The sequence below is a fragment of the Bradyrhizobium sp. genome (assembly GCF_049691595.1).
Taxonomy (GTDB): Bacteria; Pseudomonadota; Alphaproteobacteria; order Rhizobiales; family Xanthobacteraceae; genus Bradyrhizobium.
This window is the reverse complement of the sequence record NZ_JBAVNZ010000473.1, coordinates 1-17032: the sequence shown is the minus strand read 5'-3', so window position 1 is coordinate 17032 and position 17032 is coordinate 1. Positions and strand designations below refer to the sequence as shown.

The 17032-nt window shown below is 63.3% G+C and carries 17 protein-coding genes and 1 pseudogene; 4 read left to right on the top strand and 14 right to left on the bottom strand.

What is annotated here, in order from left to right:
* Positions 1–489 precede the first annotated feature (489 nt).
* From WCE35_RS19885 to WCE35_RS19855, 7 genes are all read right to left on the bottom strand, one after another.
* Complete coding sequence (locus WCE35_RS19885) at positions 490–921, bottom strand: VOC family protein (RefSeq protein ID WP_424595030.1); 432 nt, start codon at positions 919–921, stop codon at positions 490–492.
* A gap of 149 nt (positions 922–1070) precedes the next feature.
* The gene (locus tag WCE35_RS19880) at positions 1071–1790 is read right to left on the bottom strand and encodes a haloacid dehalogenase type II (protein WP_424595029.1); all 720 of its coding nucleotides are present in this window, start codon (positions 1788–1790) and stop codon (positions 1071–1073) included.
* Between the two features lie 138 nt (positions 1791–1928).
* A complete protein-coding gene (locus WCE35_RS19875) occupies positions 1929–2378 on the bottom strand; it encodes an N-acetyltransferase family protein (RefSeq protein ID WP_424595028.1) in 450 nt (149 codons plus the stop codon).
* 27 nt (positions 2379–2405) lie between these two features.
* On the bottom strand, positions 2406–3404 hold the full coding sequence (gene glpX / locus WCE35_RS19870; RefSeq protein WP_424595027.1) for a class II fructose-bisphosphatase: 999 nt from the start codon (positions 3402–3404) through the stop codon (positions 2406–2408).
* 80 nt (positions 3405–3484) lie between these two features.
* Positions 3485–4804, bottom strand: coding sequence for a homoserine dehydrogenase (locus WCE35_RS19865; RefSeq protein WP_424595026.1), 1320 nt, complete (start codon positions 4802–4804; stop codon positions 3485–3487).
* A 25-nt stretch (positions 4805–4829) separates the two neighbouring features.
* A complete protein-coding gene (locus WCE35_RS19860) occupies positions 4830–6050 on the bottom strand; it encodes an LL-diaminopimelate aminotransferase (protein WP_424595025.1) in 1221 nt (406 codons plus the stop codon).
* Positions 6051–6237: 187 nt separating this feature from the next.
* Positions 6238–6525 carry a hypothetical protein gene (locus WCE35_RS19855; RefSeq protein ID WP_424595024.1) on the bottom strand — a complete coding sequence of 96 codons (288 nt, stop codon included), beginning with the start codon at positions 6523–6525 and terminating at the stop codon, positions 6238–6240.
* Positions 6526–6890: 365 nt separating this feature from the next.
* On the opposite strand from WCE35_RS19855, the gene WCE35_RS19850 reads away from it, so the two are divergent.
* A complete protein-coding gene (locus WCE35_RS19850) occupies positions 6891–8696 on the top strand; it encodes a PHA/PHB synthase family protein (RefSeq protein ID WP_424595023.1) in 1806 nt (601 codons plus the stop codon).
* Between the two features lie 76 nt (positions 8697–8772).
* Positions 8773–9171 (top strand): MAPEG family protein, encoded by a 399-nt coding sequence (locus WCE35_RS19845; RefSeq protein WP_424595022.1) that lies wholly within the window; start codon positions 8773–8775, stop codon positions 9169–9171.
* A 178-nt stretch (positions 9172–9349) separates the two neighbouring features.
* Here the strand turns inward: WCE35_RS19845 and WCE35_RS19840 are convergent, their stop codons facing one another.
* From WCE35_RS19840 to WCE35_RS19820, 5 genes are all read right to left on the bottom strand, one after another.
* The gene (locus tag WCE35_RS19840; protein WP_424595021.1) at positions 9350–9940 is read right to left on the bottom strand and encodes a class I SAM-dependent methyltransferase; all 591 of its coding nucleotides are present in this window, start codon (positions 9938–9940) and stop codon (positions 9350–9352) included.
* A 71-nt stretch (positions 9941–10011) separates the two neighbouring features.
* A complete protein-coding gene (argC, locus tag WCE35_RS19835; RefSeq protein ID WP_424595020.1) occupies positions 10012–11004 on the bottom strand; it encodes an N-acetyl-gamma-glutamyl-phosphate reductase in 993 nt (330 codons plus the stop codon).
* 11 nt (positions 11005–11015) lie between these two features.
* Positions 11016–11687, bottom strand: a complete 672-nt coding sequence (locus tag WCE35_RS19830; protein WP_424595019.1) for an FMN-binding negative transcriptional regulator — start codon at positions 11685–11687, stop codon at positions 11016–11018.
* 264 nt (positions 11688–11951) lie between these two features.
* On the bottom strand, positions 11952–12941 hold the full coding sequence (locus WCE35_RS19825; protein WP_424595018.1) for an MBL fold metallo-hydrolase: 990 nt from the start codon (positions 12939–12941) through the stop codon (positions 11952–11954).
* Positions 12942–13088: 147 nt separating this feature from the next.
* A complete protein-coding gene (locus WCE35_RS19820; RefSeq protein ID WP_424595017.1) occupies positions 13089–13619 on the bottom strand; it encodes a DedA family protein in 531 nt (176 codons plus the stop codon).
* A 292-nt stretch (positions 13620–13911) separates the two neighbouring features.
* Between WCE35_RS19820 and parE the strand changes: the two genes are divergently transcribed.
* Complete coding sequence (parE, locus tag WCE35_RS19815) at positions 13912–15969, top strand: DNA topoisomerase IV subunit B (RefSeq protein WP_424595016.1); 2058 nt, start codon at positions 13912–13914, stop codon at positions 15967–15969.
* A gap of 35 nt (positions 15970–16004) precedes the next feature.
* Here parE and WCE35_RS19810 read toward each other — a convergent pair whose 3' ends face one another.
* Both WCE35_RS19810 and WCE35_RS19805 read right to left on the bottom strand, forming a co-directional pair.
* The gene (locus tag WCE35_RS19810) at positions 16005–16337 is read right to left on the bottom strand and encodes a helix-turn-helix domain-containing protein (protein ID WP_424595015.1); all 333 of its coding nucleotides are present in this window, start codon (positions 16335–16337) and stop codon (positions 16005–16007) included.
* The gene (locus WCE35_RS19805) at positions 16334–16678 is read right to left on the bottom strand and encodes a type II toxin-antitoxin system RelE/ParE family toxin (protein WP_424595014.1); all 345 of its coding nucleotides are present in this window, start codon (positions 16676–16678) and stop codon (positions 16334–16336) included. Before WCE35_RS19805 ends, WCE35_RS19810 begins: the two co-directional genes overlap by 4 nt.
* Before the next feature lie 136 nt (positions 16679–16814).
* On the opposite strand from WCE35_RS19805, the pseudogene WCE35_RS19800 reads away from it, so the two are divergent.
* A pseudogene (locus tag WCE35_RS19800) lies at positions 16815–16943 on the top strand (hypothetical protein); the annotation flags it as partial.
* Positions 16944–17032: the final 89 nt, after the last annotated feature.

Genomic DNA, 17032 nt, shown 5'->3' with positions numbered 1-17032 from the left:
AGCGCATGGAAAGCCAACAGACCGGTGAGCGGGCGGGGTCAAGGCCGTAGCCGCCGAAGGCGGGGGCGCGTCAGCGCCAGCCTTGAGGCCGCCCGCTCACCGGGCTACTTCTCAGCATAGTTGCTCTGTGCGGGACGGGATGGGGCGAGCTTGTAGAGATGATTTGCCCGTCGGGGAAAGCGGAAAATTTTTGCAAATGGGGCTGGACACCGAATTGCCCGACGGGCGGTGATTTGCCCGTCAGGCAAGAATTGGCTGGCGTTTGGCCAATCAGATGCCGCGTGTAGGATGGGTTGAGCCTGCGAAACCCATCACGCCCGCACATGCATTGATGGGTATCGCTTTCCGCTCCTCCCGTCCTACGAGCTGCAATTCGTCGCCAAGCGCCGAATTGTTCGCGCTCGCCGGCAGGTCCGTAGAAACCCATCATCTCCCTGGGAGGCAATCGATGGGTTTCGCAAGGGCTCAACTCATTCTACGCGCTACGCGCTAAATGTCCGCAAACACCTCCAGCAGATTTCCATCCGGATCGCGGAAGAACAGCGTGCGATGTCCGAAGACCTGGTCAGTGGGCGGTGCGAGCAGATTGACGCCCTGCCGCACGAGTTCGTCGGCGCACTGATCAACTTCACGAGCGGAAACCTTGAACGCCAGCTGAAGCGAGGCGCTGCCGTTGGGCGTTGGAACATCTGCTGCAGTCAGGCTCGGCCTGGCCAAGGCCAAGGTGTTGTCGCCCACCCGGTATTCGATCCAACCTGGCGAAAGCTCTCGTAACAGTGGAAAACCAAGGATGTCTTCATAGAAGCGACGCATCGCTGCCATATCGCGCACGAAAATGACGGTATAGTCGATTGCCCGAACGCCTTGAAAAGCCGAGCCAGAATGCGGATTCCGTTCGTTCACGACCGCTTCTTCATTCATTGATCGCTCCTTGACATTTTTAGCTCGTAGCTCGTAGGGCGGATTGAGCCCAACGGGTCCGCGCAACGCGCGGCCGCGTTGGGCGTAATCCGCCTCCATGCCGCATAATCGAAGCGGCAGATTACGCTTCGCTCAATCCGCCTACGCCCTCAGCACCCCATCCGATCGGCGATCCCGCCAAAATCCTTCGCCACGATATCCCAGTCGCCCTTCGCCTCGAAATCGTATTTCTGCAAGGGACCGTATTCGGTCGGTCGCGCGACGAAGGCGGTCTTCAGGCCGAGTTTCTGCGCGGCTTTCAGGTCGTTGTTGTGCGCGGCCACCATCATCACCTGCGCCGGCGGCAGGCCAAGCAGTTTGGCCGCGCCGAGATAGGTTTCGGGATCGGGCTTGTAATGCTCGAACAGCTCCGCCGACAGGATCAAATCCCAGGGCAGGCCGGCGAACTTTGCCATGTTGGTGAGCAGCGCCACATTGCCGTTGGAGAGCGGGGAGATGATGTATTTCTGCTTCAGCCGCGTCAGGCCCGGCACGCTGTCCGGCCATGGATGCAGGCGGTGCCAGCCGAGCGTCAGATGGTTCAGGTCGGAATCGGTCAGCCCCTTGATCGATAGTTGCTCGACCAGTTTTTCCAGCGAGCGGCGATGCAGCACGTCGAGGATCACATAGCCGCGCTCGGGGTGCTTGCGCACCTCGTCCATCGAGGCGGCATAGACGGCGCGCCAGCCGTCGACCAGCGCGGTCCAGTCCGCTTTTACGCCGCGCGTCTGCGACCACTTCGTGAAATCCGCGATCAGGCTGGAGCGCCAGTCGACCACGGTGCCGAACACATCGAACACCAGTGCCTTGACCGCGGAAATATCTGACATGGGCACTCCCCCTTTTTCTTGTTTCTACCTTCGTCATTCCGGGGCGCGAGCGAAGCGAACGAGCCCGGAATCCATACTCCCGATCGTGGTTATGGATTCCGGGCCTGCGCCAAGAGGCGCATCCCGGAATGATGGTGGCTAAAGAGTTTTCCGATATTGCATGAAGCCTGAATTGTCGGCGACTTGATCGTAGAGAATGCGGGCCTGAGCATTCGTGGTCTGCGTCAGCCAGTGCACCCGGCTCGCGCCCGCCTCCCGCGCCCTGGCATAGACGGCTTCGATCAGCGCCCGCCCGAGGCCAAGCCCGCGCGCGCGCTCAGTCACGAACAGATCCTGCAGATAACAGTAATTGCCGACCGTCCAGCTCGAGCGGTGAAACAGATAGTGCACGATGCCGGTGAGCTTGCCATCGACATAGGCGCCGAGCAGAAACATCGGCTCCTCGGAATCGTGAAAGCGCTGCCAGGCGACATCGCTGGCGCCGGGCGCGAGCGTCGCGTTGTAGAAGGCGAGATAGCCGTCCCACAGCGGCTCCCACGCCGCGCGTTCGTCCTTGCCCACCGGCCGGATGACGATGTTTTCGGCCATCGCCGCCTCCCATTCAGAACCGGGACTTCAATCGAGGTAGAATTTGTCGAGCTGGCGGTGCTCGGCCTTGATGTAGCGCACGGTGCCGGTGACCGAGCGCATCACCACGGTCTCGGTCTCGATCACGTCCTTGCGGAACTTGACGCCCGACAGCAGCGAACCGGTCGTGACCCCGGTCGCGGCGAACAGGCAGTCGCCTCTCACCATGTCCTCGATGCCGTAAATCATGCGCGGATCGGTAACCCCCATCTTGTGCGCACGCGCGCGCTTCTCCTCGCTGTCGAGGATCAGCCGGCACTGCATCTGGCCGCCGATGCAGCGCAGCGCCGCCGCCGCCAGCACGCCTTCGGGCGCGCCGCCGATGCCGATATACATGTCGACCCCGGTATTATCGGGATCGGCACAATGGATGACCCCGGCGACATCACCGTCGGTGATGAGGCGTACCGCTGCGCCCGTGCTGCGGACGCCGGTAATGATATCGGAGTGACGCGGGCGATCGAGCACCAGCACCGTGACCGCGGAGGGATCGACACCCTTGGCCTTGGCCAGTCGGCGGACGTTATCGGCCGGCGATGCATCGAGCTCGACGACACCCTTGGCGTAGCCGGGGCCGATCGCCAGCTTCTGCATGTAGACGTCGGGCGCGTGCAGCAGCGTGCCGCCGTCGGCCATCGCCATGGTTGCGATCGCGCCCGGCATGTTCTTGGCGCACAGCGTGGTGCCCTCGAGCGGATCGACCGCGATATCGACCTGCGGGCCGGCGTTCATGCCGACCTTCTCGCCGATGAACAGCATCGGCGCCTCATCGCGCTCGCCCTCGCCGATCACGACGGTGCCTTCGATCGGCAGCTTGTTGAGTTCGCGCCGCATCGCGTCGACCGCCGCCTGGTCGGCCGCCTTCTCCTGGCCGTGGCCGCGCAGCCGCGCCGCCGACACCGCCGCGCGTTCCGTCACCCGCACGATCTCGAGCGTGAGGATGCGCTCCAGCAACAGCTGCGGCGGAACGGATATATGGGTCGACATCGCTGCTCTCCTTGAAACATCCATGCGAACCTGCGCGGCCCGCAAGTCAAGCGTCAACGCGGGACTTTGGGGGTCGCGCGTTAATTTTTCTCGATCCGGATCACCTGCGGCCGGCCCGAGATGACCTTGTCGCGCTGCACCGCCTCGAGCGCGCGGTAGACCGCATCCTCGGCGGTTGCATAAGTAATCAGAATGACCGGAACCGGTGACGCCTTTTTGGCCGCGCCGGTCGCATCGACGCCCTCGGGATGACGCTGCACGATCGACTCCAGCGAGATCTTTTGCTCCGCAAGCCTGGTGGCGATGGTTGCGGCGGTGCCGGCGAGATCGCGCGCCATCAGGCGGATATAGTAGCCGCCCTCGTGACGCTCCATCGGCGCCTTCCTGGTCTCGCGCAGCCGGTCCACCGGACGGCCGAACGGCATGGCGCGGATACCGCGCGCCACGTCGGCGATATCGGCAACCACGGATGCCGCGGTGGCCGCCCCTCCCGCGCCGGGGCCGACCAGCGTGATCGGCGGGATGCCCTCGCCGTCGATCGTCACCGCATTGGTGACGCCCATCACCTGCGCGATCGAGGACGATTTCGGCACCATGGTCGGATGCACGCGCTGCTCGATGCCCTTTTCGGTGCGCACCGCGACGCCAAGCAGCTTGACCCGATAGCCGAGCTCTTCGGCGGCGCGCAGATCCTCCGGCGCGATCGAGGAAATGCCTTCGACATAGACCGCGCTCTGCGCGATTTTGGTGCCGAAGGCGAGGCTCGCCATGATCGCCAGCTTTTGCGCGGTGTCGTGGCCGTCGACGTCGAACGAAGGATTGGCTTCCGCATAGCCGAGGCGCTGCGCATCCTTCAGGCATTCGGCGAACGACAGGCCCTCCTGCTCCATCCGGGTCAGGATGTAGTTGCAGGTGCCGTTGAGAATGCCATAGACGCGGTTGATGCCGGTGCCGGCCAGACCTTCGCGCAGGGTCTTGATGATCGGGATCGCCGCTCCCACGGCCGCCTCGTAATTCAGGGCACCGCCATGCGTCTCGGCAGCCTTGGCGAGCCGCAATCCGTGCCTGGCGATCAGCGCCTTGTTGGCGGTCACCACCGACTTGCCGGACTTCAGCGCCGCCTCGACCGCCGACAGCGCGGGATCGCCGGAGCCGCCCATCAATTCGACGAAACAGTCGATGCCGGGATCGCTGGCGAGTTGCAGCGGATTCTTGGCCCAGACGATGCCGCCGAGATCGAGACCGCGCTTCTTTGCCCTGGAACGCGCGGTGACGGCGACGACGCGCACGCCGCGCCCGCTGCGCGCCGACAAATTCCGAGCCTGCTGCTCGATCAGGCGGACGACCTCGGCGCCGACGGTGCCGAGCCCCGCGATGCCCACTTTCAGGGGTGCGACCATGATGAAGGAGAACCTGCGTGAAGGATTATCGCCGATTGGCGAGAGGGACCACGTTGTGCAACGTTTCGATGCCGCTTTCAAGGAAGCGGCGCACGCCGCGCGCGGCCTGGCGGATGCGTTGCTCGTTTTCCACCATGGCGATACGGACATAGCCCTCGCCATGCTCGCCGAAGGCGACGCCCGGCGACACCACCACGCCGGATTTCTCCACCATCAGGGTCGCGAACTGCATGCTGCCGACGTCCCGGAAGGCCTCCGGCAACGGCGCCCAGGCGAACATCGAGGCCTGCGGCGGCGGAATCTCCCAGCCGGCACGGCCGAACGATTCCACCAGCGCGTCGCGGCGCTTGCGGTAGGTGTCGCGCATCTCGCGGATGCAATCCTCCGGCCCGTTCAGCGCCGCCGTGGCGGCGACCTGGATCGGCGTGAACGCGCCGTAATCGAGATAGGATTTCACCCGCGCGAGCGCCGCGACGATGCGCTCGTTGCCGACGGCAAAACCCATGCGCCAGCCGGCCATCGAAAACGTCTTCGACATCGAGGTGAATTCCACGGTGACGTCGATCGCGCCAGGAACCTGCAGCACCGAGGGCGGCGGATTATTGTCGTCGAAATAGACCTCGGCATAGGCAAGGTCCGACAGGATGAAGATCTCGTGCTTTTTCGCGAACGCGACCAGATCCCGGTAGAAATCGAGATCCGCCACATAGGCGGTTGGGTTGGACGGGTAACAGACGACGAGCGCCAGCGGTTTTGGGATCGAATGGATGATCGCCCGCTCCACCGCCTCGAAAAACTGCGGCGTCGGCTCTGATGGAACCGAGCGGATCACCCCGCCCGCCATCAGGAAGCCGAAGGCGTGGATCGGGTAGCTCGGATTGGGGCACAGCACGACGTCGCCGGGCGCGGTGATCGCCTGGGCGACGTTGGCGAATCCCTCTTTCGAGCCGAGCGTCGCAACGATCTGGCTTTCCGGATTGAGCTTGACGCCAAAGCGCCGCCCGTAATAGGCGGCCTGGGCCCTGCGCAGGCCGGTAATGCCGCGCGAGGCCGAGTAACGATCGGTTCGCGGCTTGCCCAGCGTTTCCTTCAGTTTCTCGATCACATGGGGCGGCGTCGGCAAATCCGGATTGCCCATGCCCAGATCGATGATATCCGCCCCGGCATTCCGCGCGGCCGCCTTGGCCCGGTTGACCTGCTCGAACACGTAAGGCGGCAGACGGCGGATGCGGTAGAAATCTTCCATGGGTCTCAAGCTCCGGGGCCGGCAAAGGCAAGCATGGTCAGCATGTTCGTCGGTAACGCGGAACCGGATTCCGTGCCGAAAACGCGCTCAATCACGGATTTAGGGCAAATTCGAGCGCCAAACCGTTGAATCGGAACGTTTTACCACGCGCCTCCGCCTGCGCCAGCCGTAATCGCGCTGCTTTCAGCTACTTCGCTGCGGGATTTTGGCCACCGGACGCCTGGCGATCGCGCGCTGCGATCAGCTCTTTTTCAATCTTGGCCTGTTCGGCCGGCTTCATCGCCACTTCCTCGCGGTCCGGCGGCAGATCGTGAACCGGAAGATAGGCGCCAGCCTCCTTCGGACGTACTGGCGCATCGGCGGGCAGGCCGACCGCCGGCAAATCGGCGATCGTGGTCGAACAACCGCCGATCGCGAGCGCCGCGGCAAACAGCGCCCCTGTCGACAAAAGCCTTATCGTTCGATCTGCCGGCATCCGTCCGGAAGTCCTCAACTAGCTGACCAGGCAACCGACAAGGCAACCAGCAAAGCGCACACGATGGTACGAGCCTTGCATCATCAATTTGCAACATCAACTTGCAAAATCAAATCGTCTGGTTGCAATGAATAGTTCCGCTGCGACCGTTCGAACCATTGTCGCCCGAAACGATTAAGGCGTGAACAACAAATCCGACCGGTGAGGCCTCAATATGTCCGAATATGTCCGAACGGAGATGCTTTGTCGCAGTGCAGCAAGCGGGCAACCAGAGGACTTTTAGAGCAACCAGAGGACTTGGATCGGTATCGGCTTTGCCGCACCGCGCTATGACGAACCCGAAATGAAGCGATAGTGTCCCCGACATGACCGACGCCAGCACTGAAGCCCAGTCCGCGAGGAAATTCAACGCTGAAGCCTTTGCGATGAACATCGCGCGGGCGTTGGAAACCAGCGGCCAGGCGCTCGCGGCCTATCTCAGGCCGCGCGAGAGCGGCGAGGTCAAGGACAGGCCGCCGAGCGAACTTGCCGAATTGATCAAGACCTTCAGCGTGGTCGCCGAATACTGGCTCGCGGACAAGGAGCGCGCCGCGGACCTGCAGATGAAGATGGGCAAGGCCTATCTCGATCTCTGGGGTTCGGCGATGCGCCGCATGGCCGGCGAAGCGGCGGAGCCCGCGATCGCGCCGTCGCCGCGCGACAAGCGCTTTCAGGATCCGGAGTGGAAGTCGAACCAGTTCTTCGATTTCGTGATGCAGGCCTATCTGCTGACGACCAGATGGGCGCACGATCTGGTGCAGAACGCCGAGGGCGTCGATCCGCATACGCGCAAGAAGGCGGAGTTCTACGTTCAGCAGATCACCAACGCGATCGCGCCGTCGAACTTCGTCCTCACCAACCCGGAGGTGCTGCGCGAGACGCTGGCCTCGAACGGCGACAATCTGGTTCGCGGCATGAAGATGCTGGCGGAGGATATCGAAGCCGGACACGGCACGCTGCGCATCCGCCAGTCCGATCCCTCCAATCTCGCCGTCGGCGTCAACATGGCGACGACGCCCGGCAAGGTGATCTACCAGAACGAGCTGATGCAGCTCATTCAATATGCGCCGACCACGGAAACCGTGCTGCGGACGCCGCTTCTGATCGTGCCGCCATGGATCAACAAATTCTACATTCTCGACCTCAAGCCGGAGAAATCCTACATCAAATGGTGTGTCGATCAGGGCATCACCGTGTTCGTGATCTCCTGGGTCAATCCGGACAGGGAGCTCGGCCGGAAAACCTTCGCCGACTACATGAAGCAGGGCCCGCTGGCGGCGATGGACGTGATCGAAAAGGTGACCGGCGAGAAGAAGGTTCATACCGCCGGCTATTGCGTCGGCGGCACCCTGCTCGCCTCGACGCTGGCGTGGCTTGCGGAGAAGCGGCGGGTGCGCGTGACGTCGGCGACGTTCTTCGCAGCCCAGGTCGACTTCACCCACGCCGGCGATCTCTTGGTGTTCGTCGATGAGGACCAGATTTCGGCGCTGGAGCGCGACATGCAGGTCTCGGGCGTGCTCGAAGGCAGCAAGATGGCGATGGCCTTCAACATGCTGCGCTCCAACGATTTGATCTGGTCCTATGTCATCAGCAATTATCTGAAGGGCCAGCCGCCGTCGGCATTCGACCTGCTGCACTGGAATTCCGACGCCACAAGGATGCCGGCCGCCAACCATTCCTATTACTTGCGCAACTGCTATCTGGAAAACCGGCTCTCCGCCGGCACCATGGAGCTGGACAACACGCTGCTCGATCTGTCGAAGGTGAAGGTGCCGGTCTACAATCTGGCGACCCGCGAGGACCACATCGCGCCGGCGGATTCCGTGCTCTACGGCTCGCGGTTCTTCGGCGGCCCGGTGAAATACGTGCTGTCGGGATCCGGTCATATCGCCGGCGTAGTCAATCCGCCGGCGGCCGGAAAATACCAGTTCTGGACCAACGACAACGTCAAGGACGTCACGCTCGCCGACTGGCTGAAGAACGCGCGGGAACACAAGGGATCGTGGTGGCCCGACTGGCGTGAATGGCTCGAAAGCATCGATGCGGAAAAGGTCCCGGCGCGCGCGGTCGGGTCGGACGCCTTTCCGCCGCTCGAGGACGCCCCCGGCAGCTACGTCCGGGTTCGTGCATAGCGCGACGCGCCGGGACTGGGTATAAGCACCCGTTCCGCCGCAGGGTCGGGAATCGAAATCGAACAAGGGGGAGATGATGACGCGCGAATTGTTCTGGCTGACGCTGACGGTGATCCTGACCGGATTGCTGTGGATCCCCTACGTGCTCAACCGCTGTCAGGTCCGCGGCCTTTCCGGCGCCATGGCCAACCCATCGCGCAACGACAAGCCGCATGCGGAATGGGCCAACCGCATGATGTTCGCGCACGACAACGCGGTCGAGAACCTCATCATCTTCGCGCCACTGGTGCTGATCCTCAACGCGATCGACTATTCCACCAAATGGACCGTACTCGCCTGCGCGGTGTATTTCTGGTCCCGCCTCGCCCATATCATCGTCTATACGCTCGGCCTGCCGGTGTTCCGCACGCTGGCCTTCACCGTCGGCTTCTTCGCCCAGGCCGCACTCGCGCTGGCGATCTTCAAGCTGCTTTGAGGTCGGGTGTCCCGGACACGGTGCAGCGCGCAACGCCGCTCCGCGGCGCCGGGACCCATGAGATCGCGGAACATGAGATTGCGGAAGATGGACCCCGGATCAGCAGCGCACCGCTATAGCGCGTCGAAGGCGCGCGTAAACGCGCTTATGGCGCCGCGCAGCATCCGGGGAACGACCCTCAGGGGCCTTTCCGGGCGACGACGAACAGCATCGATGCCCACGCGTTATCGAAGCCTCTGACTTCGCCTGTCTCGATCGACAGCGAACTCCAGTCGCCCGCATCGGCGTAGTTGGCGCGCAGCCAATCCGGCGATGGATAGTTGTAGTAACGATCGAGCGTATCCCGCCCGTCGACGTCGCCGGCCTTGTAGCTGGCATAGAAATAGCCGGCAGGTTTCAGCGCGCGCCAGATCAGCGTCAGCACCTGCGCAAGCTCCGGCCTCGGAACGTGAAGCAGGCAGGCGTTGGCCCAAACGCCGTCATAGGCCTCGACCTGGTCGAGGTCATGGAACAATAGCGTCTCGACCGGGCGGCCAAGACGGCGCGACGCCTCGTCAGCCATTTCCGGCGATCCGTCGGTCGGGCAGGCATCGAATCCCCTGGCAAGCATTTCCGCCGAATCGGCGCCGGCGCCGCATCCGAGCTCGAGAATCCTTGCCCCCGAGGGAAGCAGCGCGAGAAAGCGGGTCAACCGCGTATGCCTGGCAATCTCGCGCCCGGCATAAGCCCGCGCGTTGTCCCGGTAGAACTGAAGTGTATCCTCGTCCACGACCGCCCTTCTCTGGTCCTTCGATTGCAATATTCGAAGGACAGCTGCCGAAACAGGATGCCGGTTTCGCTTTATGTATCGGCAAAGCCCAGCATCAGCCGCATGTTCTGTATCGCCGCACCTGAAGCGCCTTTACCAAGGTTGTCGAGACGCGCCACCAGAACCGCCTGAGAATACTGGTGGCTCGCAAAGACATAAAGCTCGAGCATGTTGGTCTCGTTGAGCGCCTCGGGTTCGATGCGCCCGCTCTTTGTCGCGGCGTTGTCGAGCGGCATCACCGAGACACAGGTGCTCCCGGCGTAACGCTTCGCCAGCGCAGCGTGCAGTTCGGCACCATCGGGCTTGCCCGGAAGCGTGTCGAGATGCAAAGGCACCGACACCAGCATGCCCTGCCGGTAATTGCCGACCGACGGGACAAAAATCGGCCGGCGCTGGAGATTTGAGTAAAGCTGCGTCTCCGGCAAATGCTTGTGCTCGAAGCCGAGGCCATAGAGTTCGAAGGCCGGCGCCGTGCCGTCTTCGAAACTTTCGATCATGGACTTGCCGCCGCCCGAATAGCCGCTCACCGCATTGATGGTGACGGGATAGTCCGCCGGCACAAGCCCGGCATCGACGAGGGGCCGCAGCAGCGCTACCGCGCCTGTCGGATAGCAGCCCGGGTTCGAGACCTTCCGCGCCACCCGTATCTTGTCTGCCTGATCGGCTGCGAGTTCCGGAAAACCGTAGGTCCAGCCGGCAGCGACCCGAAACGCCGTCGATGCGTCCAGCACCCTGGGTGCCGCGGCTCCCATGCCGTCAATCAGCGCAACCGTCTCTCGCGCAGCATCATCCGGCAGGCAGAGGATGACGAGATCGACCTCCTCCATCAGCGCGCGCTTTGCCTTCGCGTCCTTGCGCTTCTCCTCGGCAATACTCTTGACTACGACATCGTTCTGCTGGCCAAGGCGCGCGCGAATGCCGAGGCCCGTCGTTCCAGCCGCCCCATCGACGAACACGGCGGGCCGCGCGGCGATGCCGGTGATCAGGGATTGGCCTTTCGACGGCTTGGTGTCGGAGAGGGTCATGGCGTGGTCCTTCAATCCGCGGAGACACTGACAGGCTTGGAAGACTTGTAGTCCAACTGCGGGCGCTGGGCGATCATCAGTTTTCCGATCGTCTGTGCGGCGGCATCGTCCTGCCGATGCAGGAGTGCCGCGGCAATCGCAACATGATCGGCGTCGGATTTGTGCTGGTTGAGTTTGAAGCTAGCTTCGATGTCCTCAACATTCATCACCAGACCCACGATCGCTTTCTTCAGCGCTTCCAGCCGCCCGGCCGTCACCTTCGACGCCGTCCAGGGCGGCTTCGGGGCAAGCCAGTTCTCGAATTTGGCGCTGAGCGTGTCGAGCTGCGCGGCAAGTTCGTCGTCGGACTGTTTGCGAACGGTGCCGGTCAGGTGCACGGCCTGGTAAAGCCAGGTCGGCACCTGGTCGGGCGAGACGTACCAGTCCGCCGACACATAGGTATCGGCGCCGTTGACGGCCAGCAGCCAGCACGACGTCCCGTCCGCGAGCTTTGCCAGCGGATTGGCACGCGCGACATGAAACACCGCCCGCGGCGTGCCGTCATCGGCGTAATCCAGATGAAACGGCAGCGAGGACGCGACCGGTTTGGCGCCGTCCCACGCGCAGGCAAGGCCAAAGCCGCGCGCTGCCGCGAACGCAAGGCTCGCGGCGCGGTCGGGCTTGAACTGAGGTGGCGCATACATTTGAAACTCCTGCGTGACGTAGGAGCCGCCAGATCAAACCGCGTGTCTTGGAAGGATAAGGCCGCGGAGTGGGTCCGGCGGCAGAGGCGATGATCTCAAACGCAGACGACCGCCCACACCGCGAAAGCGCGGCGGCGGCGGGCGATGGGCATGGTCGCAGCGTTGATCATGGGCGCGGCTATAAGGCTGGTGGGTTCCATGGTCAAGCCGAAAAACAAAGGCCGCCTCGACGGGCGGCCTTTGCTCGGATTGAGAACACGCGGTTCAGATCACCGGATTCCACGGCGCGGGGATCACCCGATAGCCATTGCCGTCCTTTTCGACATTGCCGAGGCCGGGGAACGGGAAGTGGAAGCCCTGCAACTGCAGCTTGTCGGCGACCACCATGTCGAGGGTCTTGCGGCGGGCCTTTTCAGCCATGTCGGCGTCCTGATCGAAGAACGCATGCCAGCCCGGATTGGCCGCGAACAGATAGGGCACGTTGGTCAGGTCGGACTGGATGAACACCTTGCCCGAGCCCGACGACAGCACATAGGAGGTGTGGCCCGGCGTGTGGCCCGCGGTCTCAGCCGCCAGCAGGCCCGGCGCCACTTCCTTGCCCCACTCATACGGCGTCACCTTCTTCTTCAGCGCCACTTCGAAGATCTTGCGGTTGTTTACGAACAGGCCCTTCATGCGGTCGCCGGAGGCCTTGCTCATCTCGCCGTCGTCCATCCAGAATTTCCACTCGACCGATGGCACCAGAACTTCGGCGTTCGGAAACGCCGGCGTGCCGTCGGCGGTCAAAAGTCCGTTTACGTGGTCGCCGTGGAAGTGCGAGATCACGACCATGTCGATTGCCTTGGGATCGAAACCGGCGGCCACCATGTTGGTCGCGAACTGGCCGACATTGCCCTTGCTCGAGGCAAAGGCGCCTGGACCGTTGCCGGTATCGAGCACAACCAGCTTGCCGCCGGTGTTGATCACCAGCGGCCCGAACTGGATGCTGACCTTGTCCTTCGGCATGTAGGCTTTCTCGAGCGCGGCGGCGACGTCGTCCTTCTTCGCATTGAGAACGAAGGAATCGCCCAGCGGGAACGTGTTGACGCCATCGGAAACGACGGTGACCTGCACGTCGCCCACCTTGTAGCGATAGAAGCTCGGCGCTTGCTTGTCGGCCATGGGCGCCGCGGCCCTCGCGCCAATCGAAGGCAACAGCGGCGCGGCCACGATCGCCGCGGCTCCGGCGAGTGCGTGGCGTCTGGTCAATTCCATGGTGATATCCTCCCGGTGAGATGATGAATTCTATGTTGTTGTTGCGGCTGTTCTATCGGCGTTTTGCCGATCATGCGATGACGGCGATGCGACCGCGCTGGTATCTCGGGAGCTAACCCCCTTGCAGCGGCCTTATTCCCCCCAACTTCACACCACCCGCCACAGCCATTCAGCGATCTGCCCGATGACGTCGCCGAGCAACAGCAGCGCCGCCGACCACACCAGCGCCGAGACGAAATTGGCGATCTGGAACGGCCAATAGGGCATCTCGAAAATCCCGGCGGCGAGCGGCACCGAGGCGCGCAACGGTCCGAAAAACCGCCCGATGAAAATGCTGGGCACGCCCCATTTCTGCACAAAGGCCTCGCCGCGCAGCAGGACCTCCGGAAAGCGCGACAGCGGCCAGATCTGCGCGACATGCTCCTTGTATTTGTACCCGAACCAGTAGGAGACCCAGTCGCCGAGGGCTGCGCCGATGCCGCCGGCAATCCAGACCGGCCAGAAGCTGATGCCGCTCACGCCGATCAGCGCGCCGATCGCGACCAGCGCCCCCCAGGCCGGAATCAGCAGCGATATGAAGGCGAGCGACTCGCCGAAAGCGAGCAGCAATACGATCGGCGCAGCCCAGGCATGGTGGAGGCGCACGAAATCGGCCAGAGCGTGCGCAAAATCTTCCATGGTTCCAAAGCCTTCCCCGCCCCGCTGGTGGCTTAAACCCCGCAGCGGCCTCATCGCCCGACGACAGGTAAGCCAGCCGCTTGCGTGACTTCAAGTCACAAAGGCGGGCACACGGCGTGATTGACGCCTCGTCCACAGCGACCCGCTTGCATCGTGTTCGGGCCTCGCGGGCTGAAGCGCTTGCGGCCGCACGAGGAAGGTGCCGCCGCGGCCGTCACTTTCTCGGCCTATCCGTGGCATAGTCAGAGCAACCGATTCGCTGCGTCCAGCCGCGCGCAACATCTGAAAAGTCATGCCCAAACCATTGAAATCTTCCGCCAAAACCAAAGCCGCCAGCGACCTGTTCGGGGCCTCCGAGCCGAACGGCCGCGCCCCGCTCAAGGTCGCCTCCCGCACGGGAAGCGCCGAAGCCGGCTATACCGCCCGCGATATCGAGGTGCTCGAAGGCCTCGAGCCGGTGCGCCGTCGCCCCGGCATGTATATCGGTGGCACCGATGAGAAGGCGCTGCATCATCTGTTCGCCGAAGTCATCGACAACGCCATGGACGAGGCGCTGGCGGGACATGCCTCCTTCATCGAAGTGGAACTGACCGCCGATGGATTTTTGACCGTCACCGATAATGGCCGCGGCATTCCGGTCGATCCGCACCCGAAATTTCCGAAGAAATCCGCGCTCGAAGTCATCATGTGCACGCTGCATTCCGGCGGCAAGTTCGATTCCAAGGTCTACGAGACCTCGGGCGGCCTGCACGGCGTCGGCGTCTCCGTGGTCAACGCCCTGTCCTCGCGGCTCGAGGTCGAGGTCGCGCGCAGCCAAAAGCTCTATCGGATGAGCTTCGAGCGCGGGAACCCCAAGGGCAAGCTCGAGGACCTCGGCAAGATCAACAACCGCCGCGGCACCCGCATCCGCTTCAAGCCGGACGCCGAGATTTTCGGCGCCAAGGCGACCTTCAAGCCGCAGCGCCTGTTCAAGATGACGCGCTCCAAGGCCTATCTGTTCGGCGGCGTCGAAATCCGCTGGCGCTGCGATCCGGAACTCTTGAAGGGCATCGAAGACGTGCCCGCCGAGGATAGTTTCCACTTCCCGGGCGGCCTGAAGGATTATCTGGCCGCCGCGATCCACGCCGACACCCTGGTGCACCCGGATATTTTCTCCGGTAAATCCGGCCGCAATGGCGCTCACGGCGCCTGCGAATGGGCGGTGGCGTGGACCGCCGACGCCGACGGCTTCCTGTCCTCCTATTGCAACACCGTGCCGACACCCGATGGCGGCACCCATGAAGCCGGCATGCGCAGCGCGATGCTGCGCGGCCTGAAGGATCACGCCGAACGCATCGGCCAGGGCAAGCGCGCTGCCTCGGTGACGTCCGAGGACGTGATGGTGGGCGCCGCCGTCATGCTCTCGGTGTTCGTGCGCGAGCCGGAATTCCAGGGCCAGACCAAGGATCGCCTCGCCACCGCGGAGGCCCAGCGCATCGTCGAACAGGCGATCAAGGACCCGTTCGATCACTGGCTGTCCGGCAACCCGCTGCAGGCCAACAGGCTTTTGGATTTCGTGGTCGAGCGCGCCGAGGAGCGGCTGCGCCGCCGCGCCGAAAAGGAAACCTCACGCAAGACCGCGGTGAAGAAGCTGCGGCTGCCCGGCAAGCTCGCCGACTGCACCAACACCGCGACCGAAGGCTCCGAACTCTTCATCGTCGAGGGCGACTCGGCCGGCGGCAGCGCCAAGCAGGCGCGCGACCGCAAGACCCAGGCCGTGATGCCGCTGCGCGGAAAAATCCTCAACGTCGCTTCCGCCGGCAAGGACAAGCTGACCGCCAACGCCCAGCTCGCCGACCTGATGCAGGCGATCGGCTGCGGCACGCTCGCGCAGTACCGCGAAGAGGATTTGCGTTATTCCCGCATCATCATCATGACCGACGCCGACGTCGACGGCGCGCATATCGCCTCGCTCCTGATCACCTTCTTCTACCGGCAGATGCCGCGGCTGATCGACGAGGGCCATCTCTATCTCGCCGTGCCGCCGCTCTACCGGCTCACCCACGGGGCCAAGACGGTTTACGCCCGCGACGACGCCCACAAGGAAGCGCTGTTGAAGAGCGAATTCAACGCCAACGCCAAAGTCGATATCGGCCGCTTCAAAGGGCTTGGCGAAATGATGCCGGCGCAGCTCAAGGAAACCACGATGGACCCGGCCAGGCGCACGCTCTTGCGCGTCGTGCTCCTGGCCGACGACCGCGAAGGCACCGCCGATTCGGTCGAACGGCTGATGGGCACCAGGGCCGAGGCGCGGTTTGCCTTCATCTCCGACAAGGCGGAGTTTGCCAGCGACGATCTGCTGGATGTGTAGGCAGGGTACCGTCAGCGGCCCTGCTCCCCGACCGCTTACCCCACCGTCAGCCTGACCGGCTTGCCGACGCGGCTGAGCATCTCCACCAGCGTGTCGATGGTGAACTTCGCGGCCTTCTTGTTCACAACGTCGGACACGCGAGGCCGCGAGACCATCAAAATGTCGGCAGCCTCGGCTTGCTTGAGACGGTGTTCCTCGATCCACCCTGCCAGTTCGGCCATCAACTGCTGCTTGAGCCGCTTGGTATCATTGATCTGCTTGCGCGAAGCCGCGCGCAGACGTCTGGCTTCCGCCGGCGAGAACCCCAACTCGAGGAAGAGATTCGCCCCTGGCTTGGTCACATGACGGACTTCCGTATCTGTTTTCATTTCCTGACCTTTCGCATGTTGACCACGGCTCGATAGCGGGTCTCGGCGATACCCTTGTCTCTGCGGCTCGTGGCCTGCGTCTTCTTCTGGAAACAATGCAGGACGTACACAGCCTCCTCGAATTTGGCGACATACATCACCCGGTAGGCTCCACTCGCCTCCCGAATCCGGATTTCCCGCGTACCCGGGCCGACATCATCGAAGGGCTTCCAGTCATCGGGCTCCAGGGCGGCCTGCACCTTGCTCAACTGGAAGCCGGCCTGACGGCGAGCGTCAGCGGGGAACTCCAGCAAATTCTCATAGGCCGAGCCCACCCAGCGAATCTCCTTTCCTGCTTCCATGAGAATTTCATGTATAAGATTTTATACGAAATTCAAGCTATGCACAGAGGTCCGACCTCCGGCTCGCCTTCGGGTCGTCCTTCCGAAACCTGCGAACGATTTTCTCTCGACCCAGTCCTCTTTCGCCTCCCGCTGGATGGTCCTGCTGGCCGATGACCGCGAGGGAACCGCCGTAGAGCGGTTGATGGGCGCCAGGGCCGAGGCGCGCTTTGCCTTCATTTCCGACAAGGCGGAGTTTGCCAGCGACGATCTGCTGGACGTCTAAACCGGCCGGCCGACCGCTTTTTAGAGGATATTCGGCCTTCCCGGCCCATTTTGGCCGCAACTTCCACCAATTTCGACCCCCCTCCTGCC

Bases quoted from the DNA above. Each gene is read 5' to 3' on its own strand.
- WCE35_RS19885 (WP_424595030.1), bottom strand. From the start codon at position 921: ATGAATGAAGAAGCGGTCGTGAACGAACGGAATCCGCATTCTGGCTCG.
- WCE35_RS19880 (WP_424595029.1), bottom strand. From the start codon at position 1,790: ATGTCAGATATTTCCGCGGTCAAGGCACTGGTGTTCGATGTGTTCGGC.
- WCE35_RS19875 (WP_424595028.1), bottom strand. From the start codon at position 2,378: ATGGCCGAAAACATCGTCATCCGGCCGGTGGGCAAGGACGAACGCGCG.
- glpX (WP_424595027.1), bottom strand. From the start codon at position 3,404: ATGTCGACCCATATATCCGTTCCGCCGCAGCTGTTGCTGGAGCGCATC.
- WCE35_RS19865 (WP_424595026.1), bottom strand. From the start codon at position 4,804: ATGGTCGCACCCCTGAAAGTGGGCATCGCGGGGCTCGGCACCGTCGGC.
- WCE35_RS19860 (WP_424595025.1), bottom strand. From the start codon at position 6,050: ATGGAAGATTTCTACCGCATCCGCCGTCTGCCGCCTTACGTGTTCGAG.
- WCE35_RS19855 (WP_424595024.1), bottom strand. From the start codon at position 6,525: ATGCCGGCAGATCGAACGATAAGGCTTTTGTCGACAGGGGCGCTGTTT.
- WCE35_RS19850 (WP_424595023.1), top strand. From the start codon at position 6,891: ATGACCGACGCCAGCACTGAAGCCCAGTCCGCGAGGAAATTCAACGCT.
- WCE35_RS19845 (WP_424595022.1), top strand. From the start codon at position 8,773: ATGACGCGCGAATTGTTCTGGCTGACGCTGACGGTGATCCTGACCGGA.
- argC (WP_424595020.1), bottom strand. From the start codon at position 11,004: ATGACCCTCTCCGACACCAAGCCGTCGAAAGGCCAATCCCTGATCACC.
- WCE35_RS19830 (WP_424595019.1), bottom strand. From the start codon at position 11,687: ATGTATGCGCCACCTCAGTTCAAGCCCGACCGCGCCGCGAGCCTTGCG.
- WCE35_RS19825 (WP_424595018.1), bottom strand. From the start codon at position 12,941: ATGGAATTGACCAGACGCCACGCACTCGCCGGAGCCGCGGCGATCGTG.
- WCE35_RS19820 (WP_424595017.1), bottom strand. From the start codon at position 13,619: ATGGAAGATTTTGCGCACGCTCTGGCCGATTTCGTGCGCCTCCACCAT.
- parE (WP_424595016.1), top strand. From the start codon at position 13,912: ATGCCCAAACCATTGAAATCTTCCGCCAAAACCAAAGCCGCCAGCGAC.
- WCE35_RS19810 (WP_424595015.1), bottom strand. From the start codon at position 16,337: ATGAAAACAGATACGGAAGTCCGTCATGTGACCAAGCCAGGGGCGAAT.
- WCE35_RS19805 (WP_424595014.1), bottom strand. From the start codon at position 16,678: ATGGAAGCAGGAAAGGAGATTCGCTGGGTGGGCTCGGCCTATGAGAAT.